General features: G+C 55.9%; 12 protein-coding genes and 1 pseudogene. 7 read left to right on the top strand and 6 right to left on the bottom strand.

Annotation, left to right across the window (positions count from 1 at the left end):
• Window positions 1–119: 119 nt before the first annotated feature.
• Window positions 120–1,448, bottom strand: a complete 1,329-nt coding sequence (locus tag Mal52_RS12540) for a neutral/alkaline non-lysosomal ceramidase N-terminal domain-containing protein (protein ID WP_145376538.1) — start codon at window positions 1,446–1,448, stop codon at window positions 120–122.
• Window positions 1,449–1,492: 44 nt separating this feature from the next.
• Entirely contained in the window at window positions 1,493–2,869 is a 1,377-nt protein-coding gene (locus Mal52_RS12535) for an aldehyde dehydrogenase family protein (RefSeq protein WP_145376537.1), read from the bottom strand.
• A 212-nt stretch (window positions 2,870–3,081) separates the two neighbouring features.
• Between Mal52_RS12535 and Mal52_RS12530 the strand changes: the two genes are divergently transcribed.
• Together Mal52_RS12530 and Mal52_RS12525 are read left to right on the top strand one after the other, a co-directional pair.
• Window positions 3,082–3,894 (top strand): class II aldolase/adducin family protein, encoded by an 813-nt coding sequence (locus Mal52_RS12530; RefSeq protein WP_145376535.1) that lies wholly within the window; start codon window positions 3,082–3,084, stop codon window positions 3,892–3,894.
• 415 nt (window positions 3,895–4,309) lie between these two features.
• Window positions 4,310–4,519 (top strand): hypothetical protein, encoded by a 210-nt coding sequence (locus tag Mal52_RS12525; protein WP_197533902.1) that lies wholly within the window; start codon window positions 4,310–4,312, stop codon window positions 4,517–4,519.
• A 148-nt stretch (window positions 4,520–4,667) separates the two neighbouring features.
• Here Mal52_RS12525 and ribA read toward each other — a convergent pair whose 3' ends face one another.
• Complete coding sequence (ribA, locus tag Mal52_RS12520) at window positions 4,668–5,939, bottom strand: GTP cyclohydrolase II (protein WP_145376533.1); 1,272 nt, start codon at window positions 5,937–5,939, stop codon at window positions 4,668–4,670.
• 741 nt (window positions 5,940–6,680) lie between these two features.
• On the opposite strand from ribA, the gene Mal52_RS12515 reads away from it, so the two are divergent.
• The 5 genes from Mal52_RS12515 to Mal52_RS12495 all read left to right on the top strand — a co-directional run bounded on the left by Mal52_RS12515 (window position 6,681) and on the right by Mal52_RS12495 (window position 20,061).
• On the top strand, window positions 6,681–9,191 hold the full coding sequence (locus Mal52_RS12515; RefSeq protein ID WP_145376531.1) for a DUF1549 domain-containing protein: 2,511 nt from the start codon (window positions 6,681–6,683) through the stop codon (window positions 9,189–9,191).
• A 515-nt stretch (window positions 9,192–9,706) separates the two neighbouring features.
• Complete coding sequence (locus tag Mal52_RS12510) at window positions 9,707–13,561, top strand: pre-peptidase C-terminal domain-containing protein (RefSeq protein ID WP_197534860.1); 3,855 nt, start codon at window positions 9,707–9,709, stop codon at window positions 13,559–13,561.
• Window positions 13,562–13,660: 99 nt separating this feature from the next.
• Window positions 13,661–16,624, top strand: coding sequence for a c-type cytochrome domain-containing protein (locus Mal52_RS12505; RefSeq protein WP_145376528.1), 2,964 nt, complete (start codon window positions 13,661–13,663; stop codon window positions 16,622–16,624).
• A 215-nt stretch (window positions 16,625–16,839) separates the two neighbouring features.
• The gene (locus tag Mal52_RS12500; RefSeq protein WP_145376526.1) at window positions 16,840–18,123 is read left to right on the top strand and encodes a glucuronate isomerase; all 1,284 of its coding nucleotides are present in this window, start codon (window positions 16,840–16,842) and stop codon (window positions 18,121–18,123) included.
• A gap of 264 nt (window positions 18,124–18,387) precedes the next feature.
• Complete coding sequence (locus Mal52_RS12495) at window positions 18,388–20,061, top strand: SpoIIE family protein phosphatase (RefSeq protein ID WP_145376524.1); 1,674 nt, start codon at window positions 18,388–18,390, stop codon at window positions 20,059–20,061.
• 157 nt (window positions 20,062–20,218) lie between these two features.
• Here the strand turns inward: Mal52_RS12495 and Mal52_RS30485 are convergent.
• The 3 genes and pseudogenes from Mal52_RS30485 to Mal52_RS12480 form a co-directional block, all read right to left on the bottom strand.
• Window positions 20,219–20,398: pseudogene (locus Mal52_RS30485) on the bottom strand (hypothetical protein); the annotation flags it as partial.
• Between the two features lie 487 nt (window positions 20,399–20,885).
• A complete protein-coding gene (locus Mal52_RS12485) occupies window positions 20,886–21,083 on the bottom strand; it encodes a hypothetical protein (protein WP_145376520.1) in 198 nt (65 codons plus the stop codon).
• Window positions 21,084–21,474: 391 nt separating this feature from the next.
• A complete protein-coding gene (locus Mal52_RS12480) occupies window positions 21,475–22,485 on the bottom strand; it encodes an FHA domain-containing protein (protein WP_145376518.1) in 1,011 nt (336 codons plus the stop codon).
• Window positions 22,486–22,669 lie beyond the last annotated feature (184 nt).

Raw genomic sequence — 22,669 nt, 5'->3', positions numbered from 1 at the left:
CTCCCAGCGAGTTTTTACGCACTGCGCGATCCCTGTGGTTTCCTTGATTTATTTTACGTTGGAAATCAATTGACGTCAAAATCGCCCCTAGATCTGTCGGCGGCCAAGCGAGTCGGCATTCACTTCGCTTGAGCATTCATCCGACCAGCCATCTCGTAGATGTTGATCAGTGCCCGATTCATCATCCGTTCTCCCGCGCCGATTTCCACTGGTGAGACGGCTGCATCGGCGCCGTAGCCCCCTTCGGAGACTGCTTCGATGGTGGGGAAATACAAATTGTGGCCGTTGCAGTATCCAAAGAACAGCGTGTGATCGACGTAGGACCGTTCGCGGAGTCGGACTGCGTGATTGCAGAAGAATTCCCCCGAGCCACCCACCAGAGCAATCTGGCGGCCCAGCAGTACGGTATTCAACTCCGCTTGATGCCCCTCTTTAGCCTCCTCGATGAAGTTGACGATCAATTCAGGGAAAAAGGCGGCACTGTAGCCGACGAGAACTAACGGATCAGAAAAATCGATCCGTGATTTGAAGCGAAACTGGTCGACGCGGCCGACAATCGTGTTTCGCTTCAGTGGTTTGGATTCAATCTCGCCGGCCACCTCAATCACATTCCGGGCAAGTTCTTCGCCGAAGAGTTTCGGCTCACGAAAATCGTCCGTGGGGTTGGGGCTCAGATCGCCCGCTGCCCCTTGGATAAACACGCAGTTGGTCTCCATCTCCGCCTCGACTTTGTCCTGCATGAATCCGGGATAGTCGGCTGAGAATTTGAGCACCTCTCCCTTGGTCATTACGGGATGGGCGGAGAAATTGACAAGCACCACTAGCGGCTTGCCCGACTGGGCATCGTCAAATCGAACGACGGACAACAGCGGATCGCGGGCCTTGGGTTTGCGTTTGGTGTGACGATTGCGATTGAGCGTTACTTCCCGCGTCCCCACACCAATCGTCGCCGGCTGGGCGGTTTTGTCCGCTTCTAGGATGGCTTCGATGATCAGGTCCGGCAATTTTTCCGCGTAGGCGACCGCATCGTCATACGTCCCTTTGCCGAAGCCGTCACGGTCGATCAATTCAATCACCGGGCCGTGGTGCGAATGCGATCCACTGATCAGCACGTTTTCTATGCCGGCTTTCTCTAATATCTCCGCACGGATTTTCTCCATCATCTGCCGCGTAGGGCCACGGCCGATATCCAGTCCGACCATCGCCACCTTGCCTTCTTCACTCTGGACCACGATTGCCTTGGCATAGAGGGGGGTCAAGGTCCCCTGAGAGAGCAGCGCGTGACGTGCGCCGTAACCCCACATCGGCGTCGGTGCCTGGGGGGTAATATCCTGCTTGCCAAACCCGACTCGTAGCGGTTTGTCGTCGTCAGCCCAGGCGGATTGCCGGTCGCAACAAAGTGGAATCAGTACCAGCAAGGCACCGACGATGCGAATTCTCGCGAACATGGAAAGGCCTCTCCATTGGGAGCAGTTGAATAGGAAATGTTTTCTTAAGTCTCAGTCCGAAAATTGATGCTCTTGCGCCGCGTCAGGTGCCAGAAACCGTATTGCGATAACGTCGAACCTTTGCCGCTTTCGCCCACCCCGGTCCAGGGGAGTGCGGGGTCGAGGTAGTCGCAGCGATTTTGAAAGACCGTGCCCGCCTTGAGTTCACCGGCGAACCGTTCGGCACGCTCCTGATCGCGAGTCCAGACCGAAGCGGTTAAACCGAAGCGTGAGTCGTTCATCAATGCCAACGCCTGCGCGTCATCCGCCACCGAGGCGACCGGCAGTATGGGCCCGAAACTTTCTTCCTGCATCACGACCGAATCTTGCGGAACATCGGCTAACAAGGTGGGCGCAAAAAAGTTCCCGCTTTGATCCGGCACCCGGCTGCCTCCGCACAGTAACCGTGCGCCGCGGTCGACGGCATCACGCACTTGCTGTTCCAATTCACCCAGCGCTGTGCGGCTCGCTAAGGGGCCGAGCGTGGTTTGTTCGTCGAGCGGATCTCCGAGTCGATAGTCCCGCAGCGCTGCCTCGGCTTTGCACAGGAATTCGTCGTACAGTGTTTCATGCACATACGCGCGTTCCACACCACAGCAGGATTGACCGGCGTTGTAGCACGCCCCATCGACGAGGTTGGCCACGGCAAAATCCAGATCGGCATCGGCAGCGACATAGGCGGGGTCATTTCCACCGAGTTCTAATCCGGTATCAATCAACTGCTCGGCTGCGTACCGCGCAATCTTGCGGCCACCGGCGACGGAGCCGGTAAACGAAACGTGATGCACACGCCGGTCGGCAATCAGCTGCTCGGTCTGGGCGTGGTTGAGCACCACATCGGTGACCAAATCGGGAACGGCCAGTTTTCCAAACGCCTCGGCCAAATGCCGTCCGCAGAGCGGCGTCTTCGCACTGTGCTTTAACAGCACTGTATTGCCGCAGAGCAGGGCGGGGACGATGACATTGATGGGGATGATCAGCGGATAGTTCCAGGCGGCAATGTCGAACACAACGCCCAGCGGCACATGTTCGATCCGTCGCACCAACCCCGGCTGCGGGGGCAGAATATCGGGGCTGAGCGCATCGGCAGCCAGTTCCAAACAGGTTTCCGCCCGGTCAAACAACGTCTCCAGTTCACCTTGGGCCTGCTTGAACGGTTTGCCCATCTGCAAGGTAACGTCGCGGACAATTTGTTCGCTGTTGTCTCGCAATTTCGCCAATCCGCTTTGAACGATCGCCGCACGCTGGTCGAGACTTAAACGACGCCATGTCGAAAATGCGGTCGTGGCGCGGTCTAGTTTCTCGGCGATTTGAGTCTCGGTATCAAAAGGCAACTCGGCAACAGTGCTTTGATCGTAGGGGTTGACGACGGTGAGTGTCACGGCGGTTGAGTCCAAACAGAGATGTTAGTTGTAGAGACGGGGTAACAATTTCCAACGGCGAAGCGATCTCCAATATAGACGTTCCGAGAAACAGTTGCACGCGCTGCCGCTGAGTGGTGAGTGGTATCGGGGGAGAGAGTTGCCGCCGACAGCCTGCCGGTTTACGATTGTCTATCTCCATTTCTTCACATCCCTTCACTGAGGCTGCTGCTATGGTCAACAAAGATCCGGAATCCATCCTGCACGAGCAGACTGCTGCCCACAGCGAAGAACGGGACCGCGTCATTGCGCTGGCCGATACGCCCGAAGCGCGTGAGGAAAAAATCAAACTCGCGGCCGCGTACCGTATGCTGGCCCGTTTGGGTTTAGACGACGGAATTGCCGGACACATCTCACTGCGAGTGCCGCAGGCTCCGGAGTATTTTTGGGTCAATCCGTTCGGCCTGCTGTTTAGCGAAATCCGCGCTGACAATTTGGTATTGGTGAACTCAGCGGGTGAGATTGTGACCGGCGGCGAAATGATCAACCTTGCCGGATTTTGTATTCACTCGGCCATCCACACCGCGCGGCCCGATGTGAATTGTGCCGTCCATACGCATCCCCCCGGCGGCAGCGCGTTTAGCGCGTTAGGCATGCTCTTGGAACCATTGGATCAAACCGGCTGTTCATTCTACGACGACCATGCTCTCTATGCCGAGTACACGGGAATCGTCATCGATGGGGAGCAGACCAAAGGCATTGTCGAGTCACTGGGCTCTAAGCGCGCTTTAATACTGGCGAACCATGGACTGCTGACCTGTGCGACGACGGTGGAACAGGCTTTGATCGACATGATTGATATGGAGCGGACCTGCAACGTGAATATGGCGGCTATGTCGACCGGTCGTCCGGTGCTGCCGGTCCCCGGCGAGGTCGCCTTGCAAAGTCGAGCCGTCCTCACCCAAGCGGGACGTTGGCCGTTTCAATGGCAGGCGATGATTCGCGCACTGGATCGTCATGAGACCGATTACGATCCGTGGCGGTGAGATGAGTTGAAATCAGACAGAAAGGGAAAGCGACGCGGGCGATATACTGGACATGACTGTCAATTTCCCTAGCTCAATAGGACTCCCCGAACCACTGAGTTTGGTGCACAAATCGAAAACAGAGGCATATTGATACACGTTGGAGTCATCCCAAAACCGATTTTCATTTGGGATTGTCCTTGTCAATGCATGTAGTTAAAACGAATAATTCGGGTGGCAAACTCGCATTATCGCGGTTTGGCTTGATTGACATAGAGTAAGAACAAAGCACCAGAGCGTTTTCGAGTTTCGTTAGCGATCGCGTTGGACTGATCGTTCAGCGTTGTTTCAGACTGGTGCTTTATTATTTTGACTCCGTTGTGAGTGGCCCTTGTGTTCGGCGGCTGCCTGCGGACTGGATTTCAGGGTGAGCATCGTGAGCATATTTTGCCGCGTGGATGACAAGCAGATTCCGTTGTACCGGGTGATTTGGATTTCGGCGACGCCGCACTTTTGCGGTGAAGTCGATTGCCAATGCGAAGGACTGCACGAGGTCGCGCTGGAAGGTGGCGAGACTGTGTGGGCCAAAAGCGTGGAAACGGAAATGCTGATGGAAATGATCGAAGAGTGGCAAAGCTGCGACTGATTCAATATTCAGCCGCCGTCGCCGCCTGAGCTGTTCAGGCTGACGAAAAGATCCGCCGCGGCGAATCACTACGGGTTTTGCACTAGCCTGAGTTTTGCCTCAGAAGAATAGACCCTGCTTCGAAGTCATGCCGGTTACGAGCGATTGCTCAATTCTCGGCAATCTCTTGTCCGCTCGCCGGCTGTACTGGATCGATCTCTGCCGCCGCCGGTAATATGTGCCCCATCTTGGTCCGCTTAGTTTCCAAGTAATGTTGCCGGTGCTTTTCCGGTGAAGCGACAATGGGGATTTGCTCAACCACTTCCAGATCAAACCGCTGCGCAAATGCGTCGGTCTTTTTGGGATTGTTGGTCAGCAGCCGCACCCGTCGCAAATCCAAATCCTTCAGCACCTGCAAGCCGATCCCATAATCGCGGGGGTCTGCTTTGAAGCCCAGCTTATGATTGGCTTCGACCGTATCGTAGCCTTCGTCCTGCAGGACATAAGCTTTCAGCTTGGGGATCAGTCCGATGCCGCGTCCTTCTTGGGGCAAATACACGACAGCGCCTACGCCTTCGCGGCGGATCATGTCGAGTGCCATATGCAATTGATCGCCGCAGTCGCACCGCAGCGAAGCTAATAAATCGCCCGTAAAACAAGACGAATGCATCCGCACCAGCGGGGCATCGACCGAGGCAAGGTCGCCCATCACAATCGCGATCGGCACTTGATCCTCATGTTCGACGCGGTAAGCAATCACCCGCAGGTCGCCATAACGTGACGGCATGTGAGCGTCTACCTCGCGATGGATTAACTGTTCGCGTTCGCTGCGGTAACGGATCAATTCCTCTATCGTCAGCAGCGGCAGATCGAATTGCTCCGAGAGCTGTTTCAATTCCTGATGGTCCGACATGCCGTCGGTTTCCTGGCTGCAAATCTCGATCAACGCGGCTGCCGGTTGCATGCCGGCCAAATGCATCAGATCGATGGCCGCCTCGGTATGTCCAGCGCGACGGAGCACGCCTCCTTCTTTGGCGACCAGTGGGTGAATGTGTCCGGGACCAAAAAAGTCGTCGGGACGGGAATTCGGGTCGCCGATGGCGCGGATCGTCCGTAGACGGTTCTCGACGCTCACTCCCGTCCCGGCACTGCGGTGATCGACTGGAATTTGAAACGGCGTTTGCATCGGCGTCGAACTGCGGCGGCTATCGACCATGGGGCTGAAATTGAGCCGCTGTGCGATTGCCGCACTGACCGGTGTACACAGCAACCCCATGCCATGCCGCAACATCAATCGCACCGTTTCGGGGGTGATCGATTCGGCGGCGCAAATGAAGTCTCCTTCATTTTCGCGGTCAGCATCGTCGATGACGATCACCGGTCGCCCTGCTTGGATGGCGGCAATGGCGTCGTCGATATTCTTGGAATGGGTCGTCGGCATGTTTACTCAGTCGGTCTAATTCGGCATCGGACACCGCTGTCCGCTTACCAGTTGGGGATGGTTTGCTCAATTGGATGAACCACTCGTCATCGCCATGCGGCAATTGTGCTCGCGGCCATTTGCCGATTCGGCAGGAAACCCTGCGGGAATCGCGCTCACCAAGGGTCCTTTAACCTCACATCGACAACGCTGAGGTTGCACTTGTATTGTAAACCATCAGCAACAACCGACAATGCAATAAAAAATTCCATACCCCCATTCTGCAAAGTGTCGTTGCAAAGTCACTCAGAAATATCGTATTCTGAAGAGAACATTCCTCACCGACCCCCACATTCAGGGAATTGATCCTACCCATGATCATTGAACCTGACACTCCAAAGTAATTTGCGGCAACACGCCGTTCCTTCCCGAGACCTACCCAAGACCTTCGATCTCGTACCACCCGAATTATCGTCACGAAGCGACCTGTTTGCCAAGTTCCCGATGATCTGTAGCGAGGACGACACTTCGTCTGAGACAGCATCAGTGCTTGCATCAGCATATTTTGATTGGTATTCTTGACCTTACTGCACCGTCCCACCTATTTTGATGCGTTGAGCATTTTCCAGCCTGCACGAATCCTGCAGGGGTTTGTGCGGAAATTATCAATGACAACGTAACCATTTAGAGTGGCTGTGCCACTACCGATTGCAACGGATTCAAGCGGTGGGTTCCGATTCAAACCGACAGGGAGAGCAGAGAATGGACCGTTTCTGGCGCATTGCACCGGCTGCGTGGAGCATTTGTCTTTGGACAGCTATCGCGGGAAGCGCATCGGCTGTCGAGGAAACCAAGTCATCTGGTTTGGGGGATCCCGGCCCGTTGACTGAACTCCGCGTCGAACCGAATATCGATGGCAAAGGGTTTGTCATCAATGGCCGTGATCGAAGTCAACAACTCTTTGTGACCGGTCTGTTCGCCAGCGGGCAACAACACGACTTCACCCGTAAAGTCACCTACAAGGCTGAGCCGGAAGGCATTGTTTCCATCAGCGACGATGGGTATGTCACACCGCTAGCCGACGGAACGGTGACCATTACTGCCTCGATCGAAGCAGGAAAATCAGCGTCGCTCAGTGGAACTGTCGCGGGCATTGCCAACGACCCGCCGATGAACTTCAAGAATCAGATCGTACCGATTTTCACCAAACTCGGTTGCAACAGCGGGGGTTGCCACGGCAAAGCCAGTGGACAAAACGGCTTCAAACTTTCGCTCTTGGGTTTCTATCCCGATGACGATTACGAGTTCTTGGTCAAAGAAGGACGTGGCCGACGGCTGAATCCGGCCTCACCCGATGAAAGCTTGTTCCTCACCAAACCGGTCGGCAAATCGCCGCACGGTGGTGGAAAACGGATGGAAGAGGACAGCCACGAATACCGGCTGATCGCTCACTGGATTGAGCAAGGCATGCCGTATGGAAACCCTGAAGACCCGGTCGTCACCAGCATCCAATGCCTGCCCACCGGTCGGGTCATGGATCGCGGCGCCGAACAACAAATCACCGTCGTCGCTACTTATAGTGACGGCAGCACCGAAGACGTCACCCGCATGGCGCTGTTTGAGCCCAACGACACAGAGATGGCCGAATCCGGAAAAACCGGCTTGGTCCGCTCACTCGATTTGAGTGGCGAAGTCGCCATCATGGCCCGTTATCAAGGACAAGTCTCCACGTTTCGCGCGACGATTCCATTGGGAGCCGATCTCGCCGATATCCCAGAACCGAACAATTTCGTTGACGAAGCGGTGATGAACAAACTGAAGTTGCTGGGCATCCCGCCGTCAGGCCCCGCCAACGACGCAACGTTTATCCGCCGTGCCTATGTCGACATCACCGGAGAAATCCCGACCGCTGAAGAAGTCCGCCAATTTCTGGCTGACAGCGATCCGGAAAAACGCGATAAGTTGATCGACCGCTTGGTCGACAGTCCCGGCTACGCCGATTTGTTCGCCAACAAATGGAACATGGTGCTGCGTAACAAACGTCGCGGAGCCACGGACCAAAAAGGGACGTATGCCTTTTATCGCTGGATTTGGAACAGCCTGTACGAAAACAAACCCTACGATCAATTTGCCCGTGAAATCTTGACCGCTTCGGGCGACATGGACCAAAATCCGCCCGTCGTCTGGTACCGCGAAGTCAGTAAGAACAACGAACAGGTTGAAGACACGGCACAATTGTTCCTCGGTTTACGGATTCAATGTGCACGCTGCCACCACCACCCATTCGAACGCTGGAGCCAAAACGACTACTACAGCTTGTCCGCATTTTTCTCACGCGTGGGCAACAAAAAACTGGCAAACGATGCAAGTGCCGCCCGCGACCGCCGTATCTTCCACAATGAAGGGGTCGCCACGGCAAAGAATCCCCGCAACGGCACAAAACTGAAACCGGCCGGACTGGGTGTTGAAGCGTTTGACATCCCCGCCGACCGCGATCCACGTCACTATCTCGTGGACTGGATGGCCGCCAAAGATAACCCCTTCTTCGCCAAGGCCATCGTCAATCGTTATTGGAAGCATTTCTTCGACCGCGGCATTGTCGAGCCCGAAGACGACATGCGGGAAACCAATCCGCCGTCGAATCCCGAATTGCTGGACAATCTGGCGCAGCAATTCATTGAGAATAACTTCGACCTGAAATGGCTGGTCCGGACGATTTGCAAGTCCAACACCTACCAACTCAGTGCGATCCCCAATGATTACAACCTCAAAGACAAGCAAAACTTCTCGCGGTATTACCCCCGCCGACTGAAAGCCGAAGTCCTATACGATGCTCTGCACCAGGTGACCTCCACCTCGCAAGCTTACAAGGGACTGCCCGCAGGAACATCGGCGTTACAGTTGCCCGATCCGTCGGTCGGCACCTATTTCCTGAAAGTCTTTGGCCAACCACAGGGCGAAACGGCCTGCGAATGCGAACGTTCGCAGGAAGCCAACTTGGCGCAAAGCCTGCATTTGCTCAATAGCAGCGAAGTCCAGGGAAAAATCTCCAATGCGTCCGGTCGTGCAGCCATTTTGGCCAAGGATACGGAAACGAGCGACGAGCAGAAGATCCAAGAATTGTACCTATCGGTCTATTCGCGGGCTCCCCAGGATGATGAGTTGAAAATCGCCCTGGCGCATATTGCAAAGCACGAAAAAGAGAAGCAAATCGCTTACGAGGACATCATTTGGGCGTTGGTGAACACCAAGGAATTCTTGTTCAATCACTAATGTCGATTTGACAATCCCCCAATTAGCCTCACGGCCGGTCACACCTCTGTGTCCGGCCGTTTTTTATTGACCTTGAAATGCGAGGTTCGACGCCTGGACGGATTACGCCGAGACGGCCCCCGAAACTTTGCGCAAACGGAGTAAATCCCGGTCGTTTTCCTTTTCATTCGACCCGCTTATCCGTTAAAATTTATGAATAGAATGAGCCGTTCTTGGACGGAGGCGAACTCCTTGGTTCGCCGGTTTCGGCCAAGCGGCGACACTCCAGCATTGACGACTTACAAAACACACCACGATCGCAGGCGATGCATCACATGTTTGATGCCGCCTGTTCCCGCCTTCGACTCCTACCGGCGGTTTCATGTGAGAATTGAAATCTCGACATGAGGGCCGCATCGACCTCGCTACTCATGTCGCCATAACGATTTGAGCACGACGTTTTCATCACGACCATCCGCAACCGTAAGTTGGCCATGCTGCCCCACCTTGCCAACGAGTGTGAAGGACATCCGACCATGCGAAATAATCGTAGCCTCCTCCTGGTTTCGCCGCGATTTCGATCGCCTCGCTTCGCGTCACTGTTATTGGCGGGCTGCACGTTGGTCATGCTGACCAATACGTCACACGCGCAATTGCCGCAAAACCGGATGTATGCCATCTTTCCCCCCGGCGGACAAGCCGGCGCGAAAGTCGATCTCACGATCACCAACTCCGCCGACGGAGACGAAGTCAGCAGGTTGTACTTCTCGCATCCCGGAATCACAGCTGAACAAAAGACCAAGGTCGTCAATGGTCGCGAAGTTCCTGTCGCCAATCAATTTCAGATTCGCATCGACGAAAAAGTTCCGCCGGGAGTTTACGACGTCCGCTCGTCCGGTCTGTTCGGCATGAGTAATCCCCGGACGTTTGTGGTGGGCACCCACAGCGAAGTTCAAGAAGCCGAAGCCAACAATACGCCCGAAACCGCCACAGCCATCGAGCAAGGCGCCGTCGTCAATGCCCGCAGCAATGCCGCCGGCGACATCGACTTTTTCAAATTCCCCGCCACCAAGGGACAACGGCTCATCATCGAATGCCGCGCTAAGCGGATCGATTCTCGTATGGATGCAACGTTGGAACTCTACGACCCCAACGGCCGCCGCGTCGCTTTTAGCCGCAATGAAATGCGCGGGGACCCGCTGATCGATTATACGATCCCCGCCGATGGCGAATATCTGCTCCGTGCCTATGATTTCTTGTATCAGGGAAACAACGACTACATTTATCGTTTGCTCGTGCATGCGGGTCCACACATCGAGTTCGTGTTGCCCCCCGCGGGCGTCCCGAATACGACCGGCGAGTTTACGCTGTACGGCCAAAACTTGCCCGGCGGACAACCTTCGGGAATGATCGTAAACGGCAGTGAGCTGGAGAAACTGGCTGTCAAAATCCCGGTCCCAGCCGATCCCACTGAGCTGCAACCAGGGACCTATCTGCAACCTTATGAAGCTTCCGTCGATGGTTTCAGCTACCGTCTTGACACACCGCAAGGCCCGACGAACCCGGTATTGATTCATTTCGCACGCACAGCCGCACAACTCGAAGCCGAGCCAAACAACGAAGCGGCACAGGCCACAAAAATCACCGTCCCCGGTGAGGCAGCAGGGCAGTTTCAAGCCCGCAACGACGTGGACTACTATCAGTTCGAGGCCAAAGCCAAAGCGGTCTATTGGATCGAAGTCTTCGGACAACGCATCGGTTCCACGGTGGATCCGATGTTGATTATCGAGCAGGTCACCATCGGCAAGGATGGCAAAGAAACCGTCAAGCGGCTGACCGCGCAGGATGACGTCGGAACGAACCTGGGCGCGCAAGGGTTTGACACCCGCACCGACGATCCCGCCTTCCGCTTTGTGGCTCCGGCCGATGGGATCTATCGCATTCAGGTCCGCGACCGTTACTTCGAAAGCCGTGGCAATCCGCGGTTCGTCTATCGCATTGAAGTCCGCAACGAAGATCCCGATTTTCGTTTGGTCGCGTTGCCGCGTCCCCCAGTTTTAGCCGCCAATGCCGCCGGACTGCCGGCAACTTGGGATTTGGCATTGCGAAAAGGGGACCACACCGAACTGGAAGTCCTGGCCTTTCGTCAGGATGGTTTTAACGGCACGATCGAAGTCACCGTTGCCGGATTGCCGGCGGGTGTCACCTGTCCCGTTGCCACGATCGGACCGGGGCAGAACTCGACGCGGTTGATGTTCACATCGACTGAAGATGCCCCGGAATGGATGGGACCGATTCAAATCGTCGGCAAAGTTCGCAAGGATGATCCTGCTGCATTGAAAGCGGAACGGGATGCACGGACGGCGCTCGATAAGTTGGCCAATTCGCTTCCAGCAACGCAGCAAACGGCAGACGCTGCGACCGCTGCTTTAACCACAGTACAAAAAACGCTCGCCGAACAACTCAAAAAGAGTAAAGCCGCCGACGCCCTCGCCAAACAAACCGCTGATGCGGCCGCCGCTTCGAAAACGGCACTCGATACGGCTGCTGCGAAGGTGGCAACAGCACAACAAGCCCTCGCTGCAACCACCGCTGCCGTCGAAGCGACCTCAAAGACATTCGTTGATGCGGCCGTCGCCAAAGCCACGGCTGACCGGCAAGCCGCCGAGACTGTGAAAATGTCTTCCCAAGCGGTCGTGGATAAATTAGCCGCACAACAGGCCAAAGATGCAGCCGCTGAGGCCGCCGCGGACAAGCGGATCATCGATGCCGCCGTCGCCGCCAAATTGGCCGCCGATGCGCAGGTCGCCGCGACAGCCGCATTTGAAACCGCGATCACAGCAAAGAACAAAGCCGTTGCCGAAAAGGCTGCCGCCCAAACGGCCCTGACCGCCGGTAGTGAAGCACACAAAAAAGCGACCGAAGCCTATGCTGTCGCCATGAAAGCCGCCACGGATGCTGCCGCTGTCGCCGCGAAAGAAACTGCCGCGAAAACCGCCGCCGAACAAGCCGTCGCTCAAGCGAACGAGAAAGCACAAAAAGCGACGGCCGCCTTGGCTGAAACGAAAAAACAAATGGCCGCCGCCGAAACCGCCTGGACAACGGCCAAGCAAAATCTCGACGCCAAAGCCCAACAAATTGCCCGCGTTGCTCGCGGTGGGACGATTGTGTGGAGCGGAAACCAAACGTTAACCGCCGCCGCACGCGTCGCCCGGAACACCACGCTGGCCGTCTTGAAGGAATCGGCACCGTTTGAAATCAACACCGACATCACCGATGCCACGGTCAGCCAAGGTGCGCAGCTATTGATTCCCGTCAAACTGGCAAAACGGACCGGGTTTGACAACAAAGTCGATTTAACGTTTGAAGGGATGCCCAAAAACGTCGACGTCGATAAAAAAGCGATCGAGAAGGGCAAAGCTGAGCAACTTCTGCGGGTGTTTGTGAAGGACAATGTGGCCCCGGGGAAATATACCTTGCACTTGCGTGGTCAGGGCCAGATCTCCTACAGCCGCAATCCCGATGCGGTCAAACGGACTGAAGAGGAAAAACAAGCCGCCATCAAAGCAGCCACTGAGGCCGCAGCTTTAGTCAAAAAAACGGGTGAAGAGAAAGCCGCAGCTGACAAACAGGCTACCGAAGCACAAGCCGCCGCAACCAAAGCGGGGGAAGCATTGGTTGCCGCTGATGTCGCCATCGTGGCCGCCAAACAAGCCGTCGAAGCGGCCGCCGCCGAAAAGGCGAACGCCGACAAGTCGGAATCCGATGCAGCCGCTCAAGAGGCTGCCGCTAAGAAATTGGCCGAAGCACAAGCCGCACTTGCGAAAGCCGAAGCCGACCGAGCCACCGCCGATCAAAAAGCGACGGCCGCCAGCGACGCCTTCACCCAAGCGCAAGCCGTCAAAAACAACGCCGATCGCGCCGCCGCCGAAGCAGCTGCCACAGCCAAGACAGCCGAAGCGGTCAAAAAGGCGGCCGAAGCTGCTGCCGCCGCCGCAGTCAAAACAGCAAAAGCGGCCAAGCTCAACGTGTTTACCCCTTCGAATTCGATCACTGTGACCGTCAAGCCGGCTCCGCTGACGATTAAAGCTCCCGCTCCAAACAAGGGTGCTGTCAAACGGGGAGGCGAGGTGAAAATCCCAGTCACCATCGCCCGTAAAAACGGGTTCACCGGCCCGGTGACATTGAGCCTCACGTTACCGCCCGGCGTGACCGGACTGACAGCCCCGTCAGTGACCATTCCAGCAGACAAGAACGACGGGGAGTTCGTGATCAAAACGACGGCCGACACCACGGAAGGCAAACTTGCCAATATCGTTATTCGAGCCAGTGTGATTTTCGACGGCGACTCGTTCGTCGACAGCCCACTGGAACTGACCGTCAGCAAATGATCCCTGGCAAACACCGGGGAGTGGATTCAATAATACATTGTGAATGACTGGGACGATTCTCTCGGCCCAACCTTGCACAGAAAATGTGGAGTGCATTCGATGCGAAAACAGTTTTGTCGTTCGACGCTGATTGCCTGCGGATTTGTGTTTCTCTCTTCTTCGCTCGTATTCGCCGAAGACGAGAAGCCGGAGAAAGGGCAAACGATCAAACCGGCCGAGGTCAAACTCGACCGGCCCGTCGACTTCGACGAGGATATCCTTCCGATCCTCGAAGAGAAGTGCATCGCCTGCCACAACTTGGCTGATGCTGAAAACGATCTCAGCTTAGAAGACGTGCCCAGCATTCTCAAAGGGGGAAAAGCAGGCCCCGCGGTTGTCGCCAAGGATCCTGAAAAAAGTCTGCTGTACAACGTCATCGCACGCACCGGCAAACCCGCCATGCCACCTCTTCCCAACAGCATCGGCGCCGAAGTGTTCACGCCCGAGGAACTGGGTTTATTGCGGTTGTGGATTACCGAAGGGGCCCAAGCCGGCGGAGGTGGGACGATGGAGGAAATCCAATGGCGGCCACTTCCCTCGGGTTTGAACCCGATTTACAGCGTCACACTATCCGCTGACGGCCAATTCGCCGCTTGCGGACGCGCAAACCGAATCGTCGTTTATCACCTGCCATCTCAACAACAAATCGCCGAACTGACCGACCCCGCGTTGTTGGATATTCAGTTCGACGGCAAACCGATGTATCAACCTGGTGCTTCGCATCGCGATTTTGTTCGCTCATTGGCGTTCAATGACGACGGGACCCTGCTGGCCTCGGGCGGATATCGTACGGTCAAACTTTGGCAACGGCCCCGCGACGTGGTGAAACTAAACATCGAAACCGCAGCTCCCGACGCGGTTGCCGTCAGCCCCGATGGAAAATGGTTGGCCACCGGCGCCGCCGACAAATCAGTCAAACTCTTCAACCTGGCCGATGGCTCGCCCGGTGCTGTTCTCAACGGAGCAGGGGATCGCATCACCAGCGTACTGTTCTCTGCCGACTCTTCCAAAGTCATTGCGTCATCTGTAGACAAAACCATTCGCCTCTGGAACGTCGCCGACGCCGCAGCAGCGGGGCAGGTCACTTCCCCCGCAGCCGTGAACGACATCGCACTCAACAAGGACGGCACGCAGATCATCTCCGCCGATGCGGACAACATGATCCGCGTCTGGCCAGTTCCCGCCGATGCGAGCGCTGCTGTCACGGCAGCTGCAAAGGAGATCAAAGGTCATGAGAAACCGGTCACCGCTGTCGCGCTGATCACTCCCGCCGGCGAGAAACTCCTTTCCGGTAGCGACGACGGAACCGTGCGGGTTTGGAATCTGGCCGATGGAAAACAGCTCCAATCAATGGCCCATGCCGCTCCAGTCACTGAAGTTGCCGTGCGGCCCGATGGCGGGCGATTTGTCTCGACCGGGGGCAACTCGGCAAAACTGTGGAATCCCGCCGATGCCAAATTGGTTGCGGAACTAAAAGGCGAATACCGCTCCGCCCGGGTCGTTGCTCAACGGACCGCAGACGAATCGATCGCCAAATCGTTGCTTGCCGGAGCGAAAAAGGAGATTGAAGCTCGCGAGAAAACAGTGACCAAAACAGCCGAAGCTCAAACCAAGGCGAAGACGGCCCAAGAAGAAGCGGCCAAGAAAATCCCCGATGCCCAAGCCGCCGCCAAGAAAGCCGCCGACGCCAAAGCCGCCAACGACAAGAAAGTGGCCGACGCCCAAGCGGCGGTGAAAGCTGCTGAGGAAGCAAAGAAAACCGCCGAAGATAAAGCGGCTGCCGACAAAGCGATTGCCGATGCAACGGCCGCGCTGAAAGCCGCACAAGCCGAACAGAAAAAAACCGACAAAGCTGCCAAAGATACTGCAGCCGCTGCCAAAAAAGTGGTCGATGCAGACGCCGCTGCCAAAAAGGCGTTTGCCTCCGCGGAGCGTGCTTCGCAACGCGCCGTTAAAAAACTTGAAGAAGCCAAGGCTGCCCATGCTGACTTGGACGTAGCGCATAAAGCGGCTGAGAAAACCTTAGCCGAGGCGACCGCAGCCGGAGCCGCTTTGGTCAAAGGCGTTCGCGGAGCTGTCTTTTCTGCCGACAACAAAACGTTGATCACCGTCAGTGACAACAACACAGTGCAAACATGGAATGCAGAATCCGGAACCGCACTGGAATCGTTCCATGGACATCAAGGCCCCGTCACTGCGGTCGCTCTGACCGCTACCGGCGACATCCTCTCGGCCTCAGCCGATAACACAATCAAAGTCTGGGACCGCAATCCCAGTTGGAAAATCGTAGGACGGCTCGGCGCCTCGGCTGATGAGCCGCTGAATGTCAGTCAATCCCCCTTCGCCGATCGTATTCTGGCGTTGGACTTTAGTTCCGATGGCTCAAAACTTGCTACCGGTGGCGGCGAACCCTCTCGGAGTGGCGAGTTGATGATCTGGGATGTCGCCAAGCAAACACCGCTGAAAACATTCGTCGATGCCCATAGTGACACCGTGTTCGGCGTCGAGTTTTCACGCGATGGTCGTTATCTGCTCTCCGGGGCGGCTGACAAGTTCGCCAAAATTTTTGACGTCGAATCCGGCAAGCCGTTCAAATCATTCGAAGGGCATACGCATCACGTCTTGGGCGTCGCCTGGCGTGCCGATGGATTAATCTTCGCCAGCGCAGGAGCCGATAACGCCATCAAAGTCTGGGACGTGACATCCGGGGAACAAAAACGGACGATCGGTGGGTATTCCAAACAGGTGACGTCGCTGCACTTTATTGGGCTGGGATCCAACATCGTCAGTAGTGGTGGCGACAAAACGGTCCGTTATCACAAGACGGACAACGGTCAAAACTTCCGCAGTTTCTCCGGAGGGACCGACTACATGTACAGCGCTGACGCCACCGCCGACGAAACTGTTGTCGTTGCCGGGGGTGAAGATGGTGTGCTGCGGATTTGGAATGGTGCCGACGGCAAGGTGATCATCAATTTCGATCCCCCCAAACCGCCTGCGGACAATTCTCAGGCCAAAAAATAGCGAGATATGCCACCACGGCAACTCGCGTTTCCCTTGAACCGACAACTTGAAACCGCCACACTGCACCGACGCGCAGTGTGGCGGTTTCGTTTTTTTAAGACGTTTCAAAACCCGCTGATGCGATGTGGCGACATTCTTGCATGCGTGTCCGACGCAACCGCACGCGAGATTGGAAACTGTTTTTATAGCCCCCTGTGGAAAGTACGACCTCGACGATGTCTCAAGAACTCATTCAACGGCTGACCGCGGAATTGGAAACGATTCCACTGATCGATCCCCATTCCCACATCAACCCCCACGCCGCCGCCTCGACGACGCTCGCGGACATCATGGGGTATCACTATTACACCGAATTGGCCCACTCCGCCGGTCTTCCTAAAGACCGTATCGAGGAGCCCAATCTGGCCCCCAAGGAAAAAGTCGCCCGGCTCGTTCCAAAACTTGCCGAGTTGGACAACACCGCGCAGTACAGTTGGCTGGTGGAGATGTGCCAATCCTTTTTCGACTTCCAAGACGAAAACGTGACGGTCGATAACTGGGAAGCTCTTTACGACACCGCCGCTGCCAAAATGGCCGAACCGGATTGGGAAGACCAAGTCCTCAAGAAAAGCGGCCTAGAGCAGGTGTTCCTCACCAACGATTTCGACGATCCGTTGGAAGGCTTCGATACGCACCGCTACGTCCCCTGCCTGCGGACCGATGATTTGGTGTTTCATCTTGCCAAACCGCAAACGCGGGAACGGTTTCAAAAAGCAACGGGAGTCGAAATCTCCGATGCCGCAAGTGTCGTCGACGGGATTGGCAAACTCTTTGAGCACTTCACGAAAAATGGTGCGCGGGCCTGTGCGATTTCATTGCCGCCCGATTTCTCACCACGTCAGGTCTCCAACACCGACGCCGATGGAGCCATTGCCGCATTACTCTCCGGCGATGAATTACCAGCTGACCAGTCCGCATCGCTGAGTTGCTTTGTGTTTTGGACGTTGGCGGAAAAATGTGCGGAATTCAAATTGCCATTCGATTTGATGATCGGGGTAAACCGCGGCGTTTATGCCGATGGTGTATTTCAGGGGCAAGACTTGTACGACAAACGGACGTCGTTGATCAATTACCGCGCGCTGTTCAATGCCTTTCCCCAAGTGACCTTTCCCGTCTCGGTGCTGGCCCACACCAGCAACCAGGAACTGGTAAGTTACAGCTGGATCTTCCCCAATGTCGTCACCAACGGACACTGGTGGTACTCCAACATTCCGGTCTACATCGAGCACGATTGCCGTAGTCGTCTGCAGGCGGTCCCCAAGACCAAACAGATCGGCTACTACAGCGATATGTACAAGTTGGAATTTGGGTTGCCGAAGTTCGCCATGTACCGCCGGATTTTGGCCTCCGCTTTGGCGAGTGATTTCGTCATCGGCCGCGGCTGGTCCGAATCCCGCGCCGTGGAATTGGGCCAATTGGTCCTGCGGGGCAACGTCGAAAGCATTTTCAACGTCGGCTGACGCTGGTTTGCTTCTCAAGAGGATTCGGAAACCGCTTGCATGCAGCGATCTTTTTACGGGCCGGTCAACTGCCTGTTGCATGCGGCTGCGCCGGAGCTTAGAATCGGGAAGCCTCGGTGCAGGGCAGTTGCGACTTGCGCCGAGGCCCGTGAAAAACCGAGATCTTGGCCGGGAATTCTATAGAAAATTACGTTCTGTGTCGTTCCCGCTGGCTTTGATTCCATCGTTTCTGTTTTGCCCTCCTCAATTACGATCATATCCGCCATGGCGTCCCTGGTTTTGCTCAAGGGTGGAGAAGCCCTCGAATATCAACTGTCCGACGGTGAATGCACGCTCGGACGGCACCCCGACTGCACGATCCAACTCGATTCCAACATGGTCTCGAGACATCATGCGCGAATCGTCCCACGGGATGACGCCTTTTTCCTTGAAGATTTGGGCAGCGGCAACGGTACGCTCATCAACGGCAAACGCGTACTAGAACCGGTTGCCCTTTGCGACGATGACCGCATCAAACTCGGTCCGCTCCTGTTGCGGTTCCAGGACACAGCCTCCCCACGTACCGGCGAGCCGGTCCCTGCATTCGACCTGGACATCACCGGCGAAGGGGATGACGACGATGATCCGGGAACAATCATGGGGACCATTACCTCCAAAGGTCTGTTCGGGCAATTGGAGGTACGCCCCGAAGCCAAGCTGGATGCCATTCTGCAAATCAGCCGCAGTTTGGCAGGCACGGTCGACTTGGATTCGCTGTTGCCGAAGATCCTCGACACGTTGTTCACGGTTTTCCCCCACGCCGATCGGGGCGTGGTCATGCTCAAGGATCCCGTCCGCGGCAACATGATCCCCAAGGCAATCAAACATCGTCTGGACGAACAAGACGAGTCGGTGAAGATTAGCCGCACAATTTTGAACAAAGTTCTCGCCGAAAAGACGGGGATTCTCTCCGCCGATGCGGCCACCGATGTGCGTTTCGAGGCGAGTGAATCGATTTCGAACCTGACGATTCGCTCAATGATGTGCGTGCCGCTATTGGCGTTGGATGGTGAGCCGATGGGCGTGATCAATATCGATACGCAAAACCCTTTCAACCAATTCAAAAACGAAGACCTGGAATTGCTGATGGCGGTCGCCGGCCAAGCAGCGCTTTCCTACGACAACGCGCGTTTGCTGGTTTCCCATATGGAGAAGGAAAAGCAAGACGGCGAAATGTCGATCGCCCGCAACGTGCAAAAATCGTTGTTGCCCGAACAGATGCCCGATATCCCCGGCTATCAGTTCTATGCATCTTACGAGGCGGCTCAAGCAGTGGGCGGTGATTACTTCGACGTGATTCGCCTCAGTGACCGCAAAATCTGTTTGGCATTTGGCGATGTCGCAGGCAAGGGCGTGCCGGCATCGTTGGTGATGTCGCGTCTCTCCAGCGCGGTGCAAAGCACGATGCAGTTTGTCTCCGACGGAGTGGATGCCGTAAACCGCATCAACAATCACATGTGTAACCGCGCCTGCGAAGGGCGATTCGTCACGTTTGTGCTCACAATCATTGACTTAAAGACCAACAAAATGCAGGTCGTCAATGCCGGGCACATGTCTCCCATCATTCGCAAGACTGATGGCAGTTACGAGGAATTCCCCGAAGAGGCCATCGGCGTGCCCATCGGTGTGCTCGAAGATTTTCAATTCACAGCCACCAATCGGACGATTGCGCCGGGAGAAACCGTGGTGATCTATACCGACGGCGTGAGCGAGGCGATGGACCACGACAGCACGCTTTACGGACTCGATCACCTGCGAGAATTTGTCTGCCAAGGGCCCGCTGATCCGGCGGAATTGGGACAGATGATCCTCGCTGATGTGAAGCGGCATGCGAATGGACGTCCGCAGAACGACGACATCACACTGATGAGCTTCGGTCGCTTAAGTAACGACAAGTAGTTTCAAAAGCCTCAAACGCGTTGCACCGACACGAATCTGCCAGTTTCGAAAACAGGCGCAACCGGCTGTTGAATCTTGTTCTAGTCGACCACAACTCCCGCCGCGCGAATCCATTGTCATGGCCCGATCGCCGGCGGGGCGGATCTGTGTTCAAGCATTAGTCGCGGCTGTAGCCCAAGTCTCGGACGACCTCGAGAACTTCGCTCCACGTGGGGAATTGACGGCCGCTCGTCCGTTTGTATTTATCCATGGCCTTCATGAATTCGATTTCGTCATCCGTGTAGTCCCGTTCGCAAGTGGTCGGATCGATTTGACGGCGGCGTTCCACTTTGGGACGCGACGTTTTAGCCGAGGCGACAGAAGTTCCTGTTCCGTCATTTTCCCCGCCAGTTTTATCGGCGTTGAGCACGCTGCTCACTCGTCGGTCCACTTTAGAATCCGCATCCATTTTGCTGTAAGCCACCATCGGCACCGCCTCTTGTCTTAGGGAATGTTCACGAGAATCGTCCTTGAATAACGCGCGTTCGCCTCGCGTCGACTTTCACAGCTCGTCCCGAGCCTTTGTGCTACAGAACTATACACCCTCAAATCGATGATGTTGCCAAAAAGCGACGCGATGTAGATTTCCGGCTACGTTATCGGATCGAATCGGGGGAACTTTCGCGATCCGATAAAGTTGCCGGATAATTCTGGTGGGCCGAATGTAACGGTTATTGCGAATCAGATTCTCGCGAAATGATGGCTGCGGCAGAGTGTGCGTTAGCAAACTGTGCATAAGCGACTGCGCACTAACGGACTATACCCCACCGCGCCGCCACAATTCGCTAAGACCTCGTCGATTCCTTGGCGATGGCACGTGCTGCGCGGTAGGCGTGGCGAACCGTGAAAATCCGGGCTTCGATCTGTTCCTCACCGTAATACTTGCCATGCTCACTGGTCGGTAAACCGGCTAATGCGAGGGTGAGCGGCAATAGGTCGAGAAACTCTTGGTACTTGTGTTGTGAATCAGAAGTATTGGGCATGCGATGATCTCCTTACGACTGGGGAGCCAAAATGGATGAACGCGAACGGGCGCTATCGGCGATCCGTGATTCCAACAAGCAGACAAGTCTGGGAATCCAGCAGCGCGCGATCACCGAGCAACAAAGCCGATTGGTCGGGATATCGCATCGTCCGACGCGCCCGACGAGTGATCGCGATACCGCACTACAGTGGATCGCAACGAATCGGCATTATACGCCGAACGTGTCGCAGACTCCATGCGAAAGAAACGACTGCTAAGGATCGTGAGCGAATTTGGCCCCCGAGAATCGGTAGCCATACTCGGGATAATCCTAGCAGTCCCCAGCAAGGGCGACCCGTGCCAGAGCGGGTCTCGCCCATTCTTCTATCCGCGTCCTCGCTGAGGCGAGGTTATTGCCCCAGCGGTCGATGCGTGTACTGACGGATAATATCCGCAGCGGCAGTCCGAGGGTCAATTTCCGTGGAAGCTTCCCCTGGTTTTGCCTCGGGTTTTGCACTAGCCGGCTCGACGGCTCCCGTTTCTTCGGGGTTAGGCAACCGCACGTCCATTTCGTCAAGTGTCGGCTGGTTTTCCGCGGCTGGCGGTTCAGCAGCAGGGGGCGGCGCCGTTTCCTGTGGCGGAAATTGTTGTGGCGCCATCTGTACCGGTTGCGGATATTGCGGCGGATACTGCTGCGGCATCATCGGCATTTGCTGCCCGTATTGCTGCGGCATCATTGGCATCTGCTGCGGGTACTGCATCGGATACTGCTGTGGCATCATCGGCTGTTGATACTGCGGCATCATCATTGGCTGTTGATACTGCGGGGCCGGGGCCGGGGCAGGGGGCGCCTCTGGGGGTGGCGCGTTTTCGCTTCCACCACCGCCACCACTGGGGGGGATTGAGACAGTATCGTCGCCATAAACGGCTGAGGGCGTCTCGTAAGCGGTGTCCTCATTCATGGCCGGTAACGTGATTGTTTCCTGGGCCAAAACGCTATCGTCTTGTGCGGGCGTTTCTGCGGGTCGCGAAGCAGGAGGCGGGGTGTCACCAGAAGTGAACGCGTCCGTTTCCAGCAAAGCAGCGTCTTCCAGCACGTCCTCATTGCTAACCGCGGGAGCGTCGACATCGCGTACGGAAACTTCAAACAACAGTTTCCCGATCGCCAATTTGTCGCCGTCTTTGAGAACAACCTGCCCTTGAATCCGTTCTGAATTCACGTATGTCCCATTCGTGCTGCCAAGATCACGAATTCGCACCGTGTATTCGTCCACAGTTAGCACACAATGGTGCCGACTGATCAGGTCATTGTTGGGTCGCAAATGGCAATCCTTTTCCCGTCCGATGAGAAACTTCTTCATCGTCAACGGAATCACTTTGCCTTGTTGCTTACCGCCAATGACTTTCATTTCCGCTTGCATGTGTGGAATCACTCCGCCAATAGATTGATTGGTAAAGCCAAAGGAATCGGGCGATGCGCTTAAGAGATCGATGACGGCTCACGTCACAAAGACGCGACCGATATCAGGTTTGTGCACCCTTAGCAACGACTGCGAAATGGGCGATTGTCGCCCTCGGTGACTTCCCCTTTTCCTCCTGGGGGAT

Origin of the sequence: Symmachiella dynata (assembly GCF_007747995.1) — a bacterium.
Taxonomy (GTDB): domain Bacteria; phylum Planctomycetota; class Planctomycetia; order Planctomycetales; family Planctomycetaceae; genus Symmachiella; species Symmachiella dynata.
The sequence above is the reverse complement of the archived record's forward strand: the minus strand, read 5'-3'. Positions and strand labels throughout refer to the sequence as shown.

What these genes read in the sequence shown, in the direction of transcription:
- Mal52_RS12485 (WP_145376520.1), bottom strand. Translation starts at nt 21,083, where the DNA reads ATGCCCAATACTTCTGATTCACAACACAAGTACCAAGAGTTTCTCGAC.
- Mal52_RS12540 (WP_145376538.1), bottom strand. Translation starts at nt 1,448, where the DNA reads ATGTTCGCGAGAATTCGCATCGTCGGTGCCTTGCTGGTACTGATTCCA.
- Mal52_RS12480 (WP_145376518.1), bottom strand. Translation starts at nt 22,485, where the DNA reads ATGCAAGCGGAAATGAAAGTCATTGGCGGTAAGCAACAAGGCAAAGTG.
- Mal52_RS12530 (WP_145376535.1), top strand. Translation starts at nt 3,082, where the DNA reads ATGGTCAACAAAGATCCGGAATCCATCCTGCACGAGCAGACTGCTGCC.
- Mal52_RS12495 (WP_145376524.1), top strand. Translation starts at nt 18,388, where the DNA reads ATGGCGTCCCTGGTTTTGCTCAAGGGTGGAGAAGCCCTCGAATATCAA.
- Mal52_RS12500 (WP_145376526.1), top strand. Translation starts at nt 16,840, where the DNA reads ATGTCTCAAGAACTCATTCAACGGCTGACCGCGGAATTGGAAACGATT.
- Mal52_RS12510 (WP_197534860.1), top strand. Translation starts at nt 9,707, where the DNA reads ATGCGAAATAATCGTAGCCTCCTCCTGGTTTCGCCGCGATTTCGATCG.
- Mal52_RS12505 (WP_145376528.1), top strand. Translation starts at nt 13,661, where the DNA reads ATGCGAAAACAGTTTTGTCGTTCGACGCTGATTGCCTGCGGATTTGTG.
- ribA (WP_145376533.1), bottom strand. Translation starts at nt 5,939, where the DNA reads ATGCCGACGACCCATTCCAAGAATATCGACGACGCCATTGCCGCCATC.
- Mal52_RS12515 (WP_145376531.1), top strand. Translation starts at nt 6,681, where the DNA reads ATGGACCGTTTCTGGCGCATTGCACCGGCTGCGTGGAGCATTTGTCTT.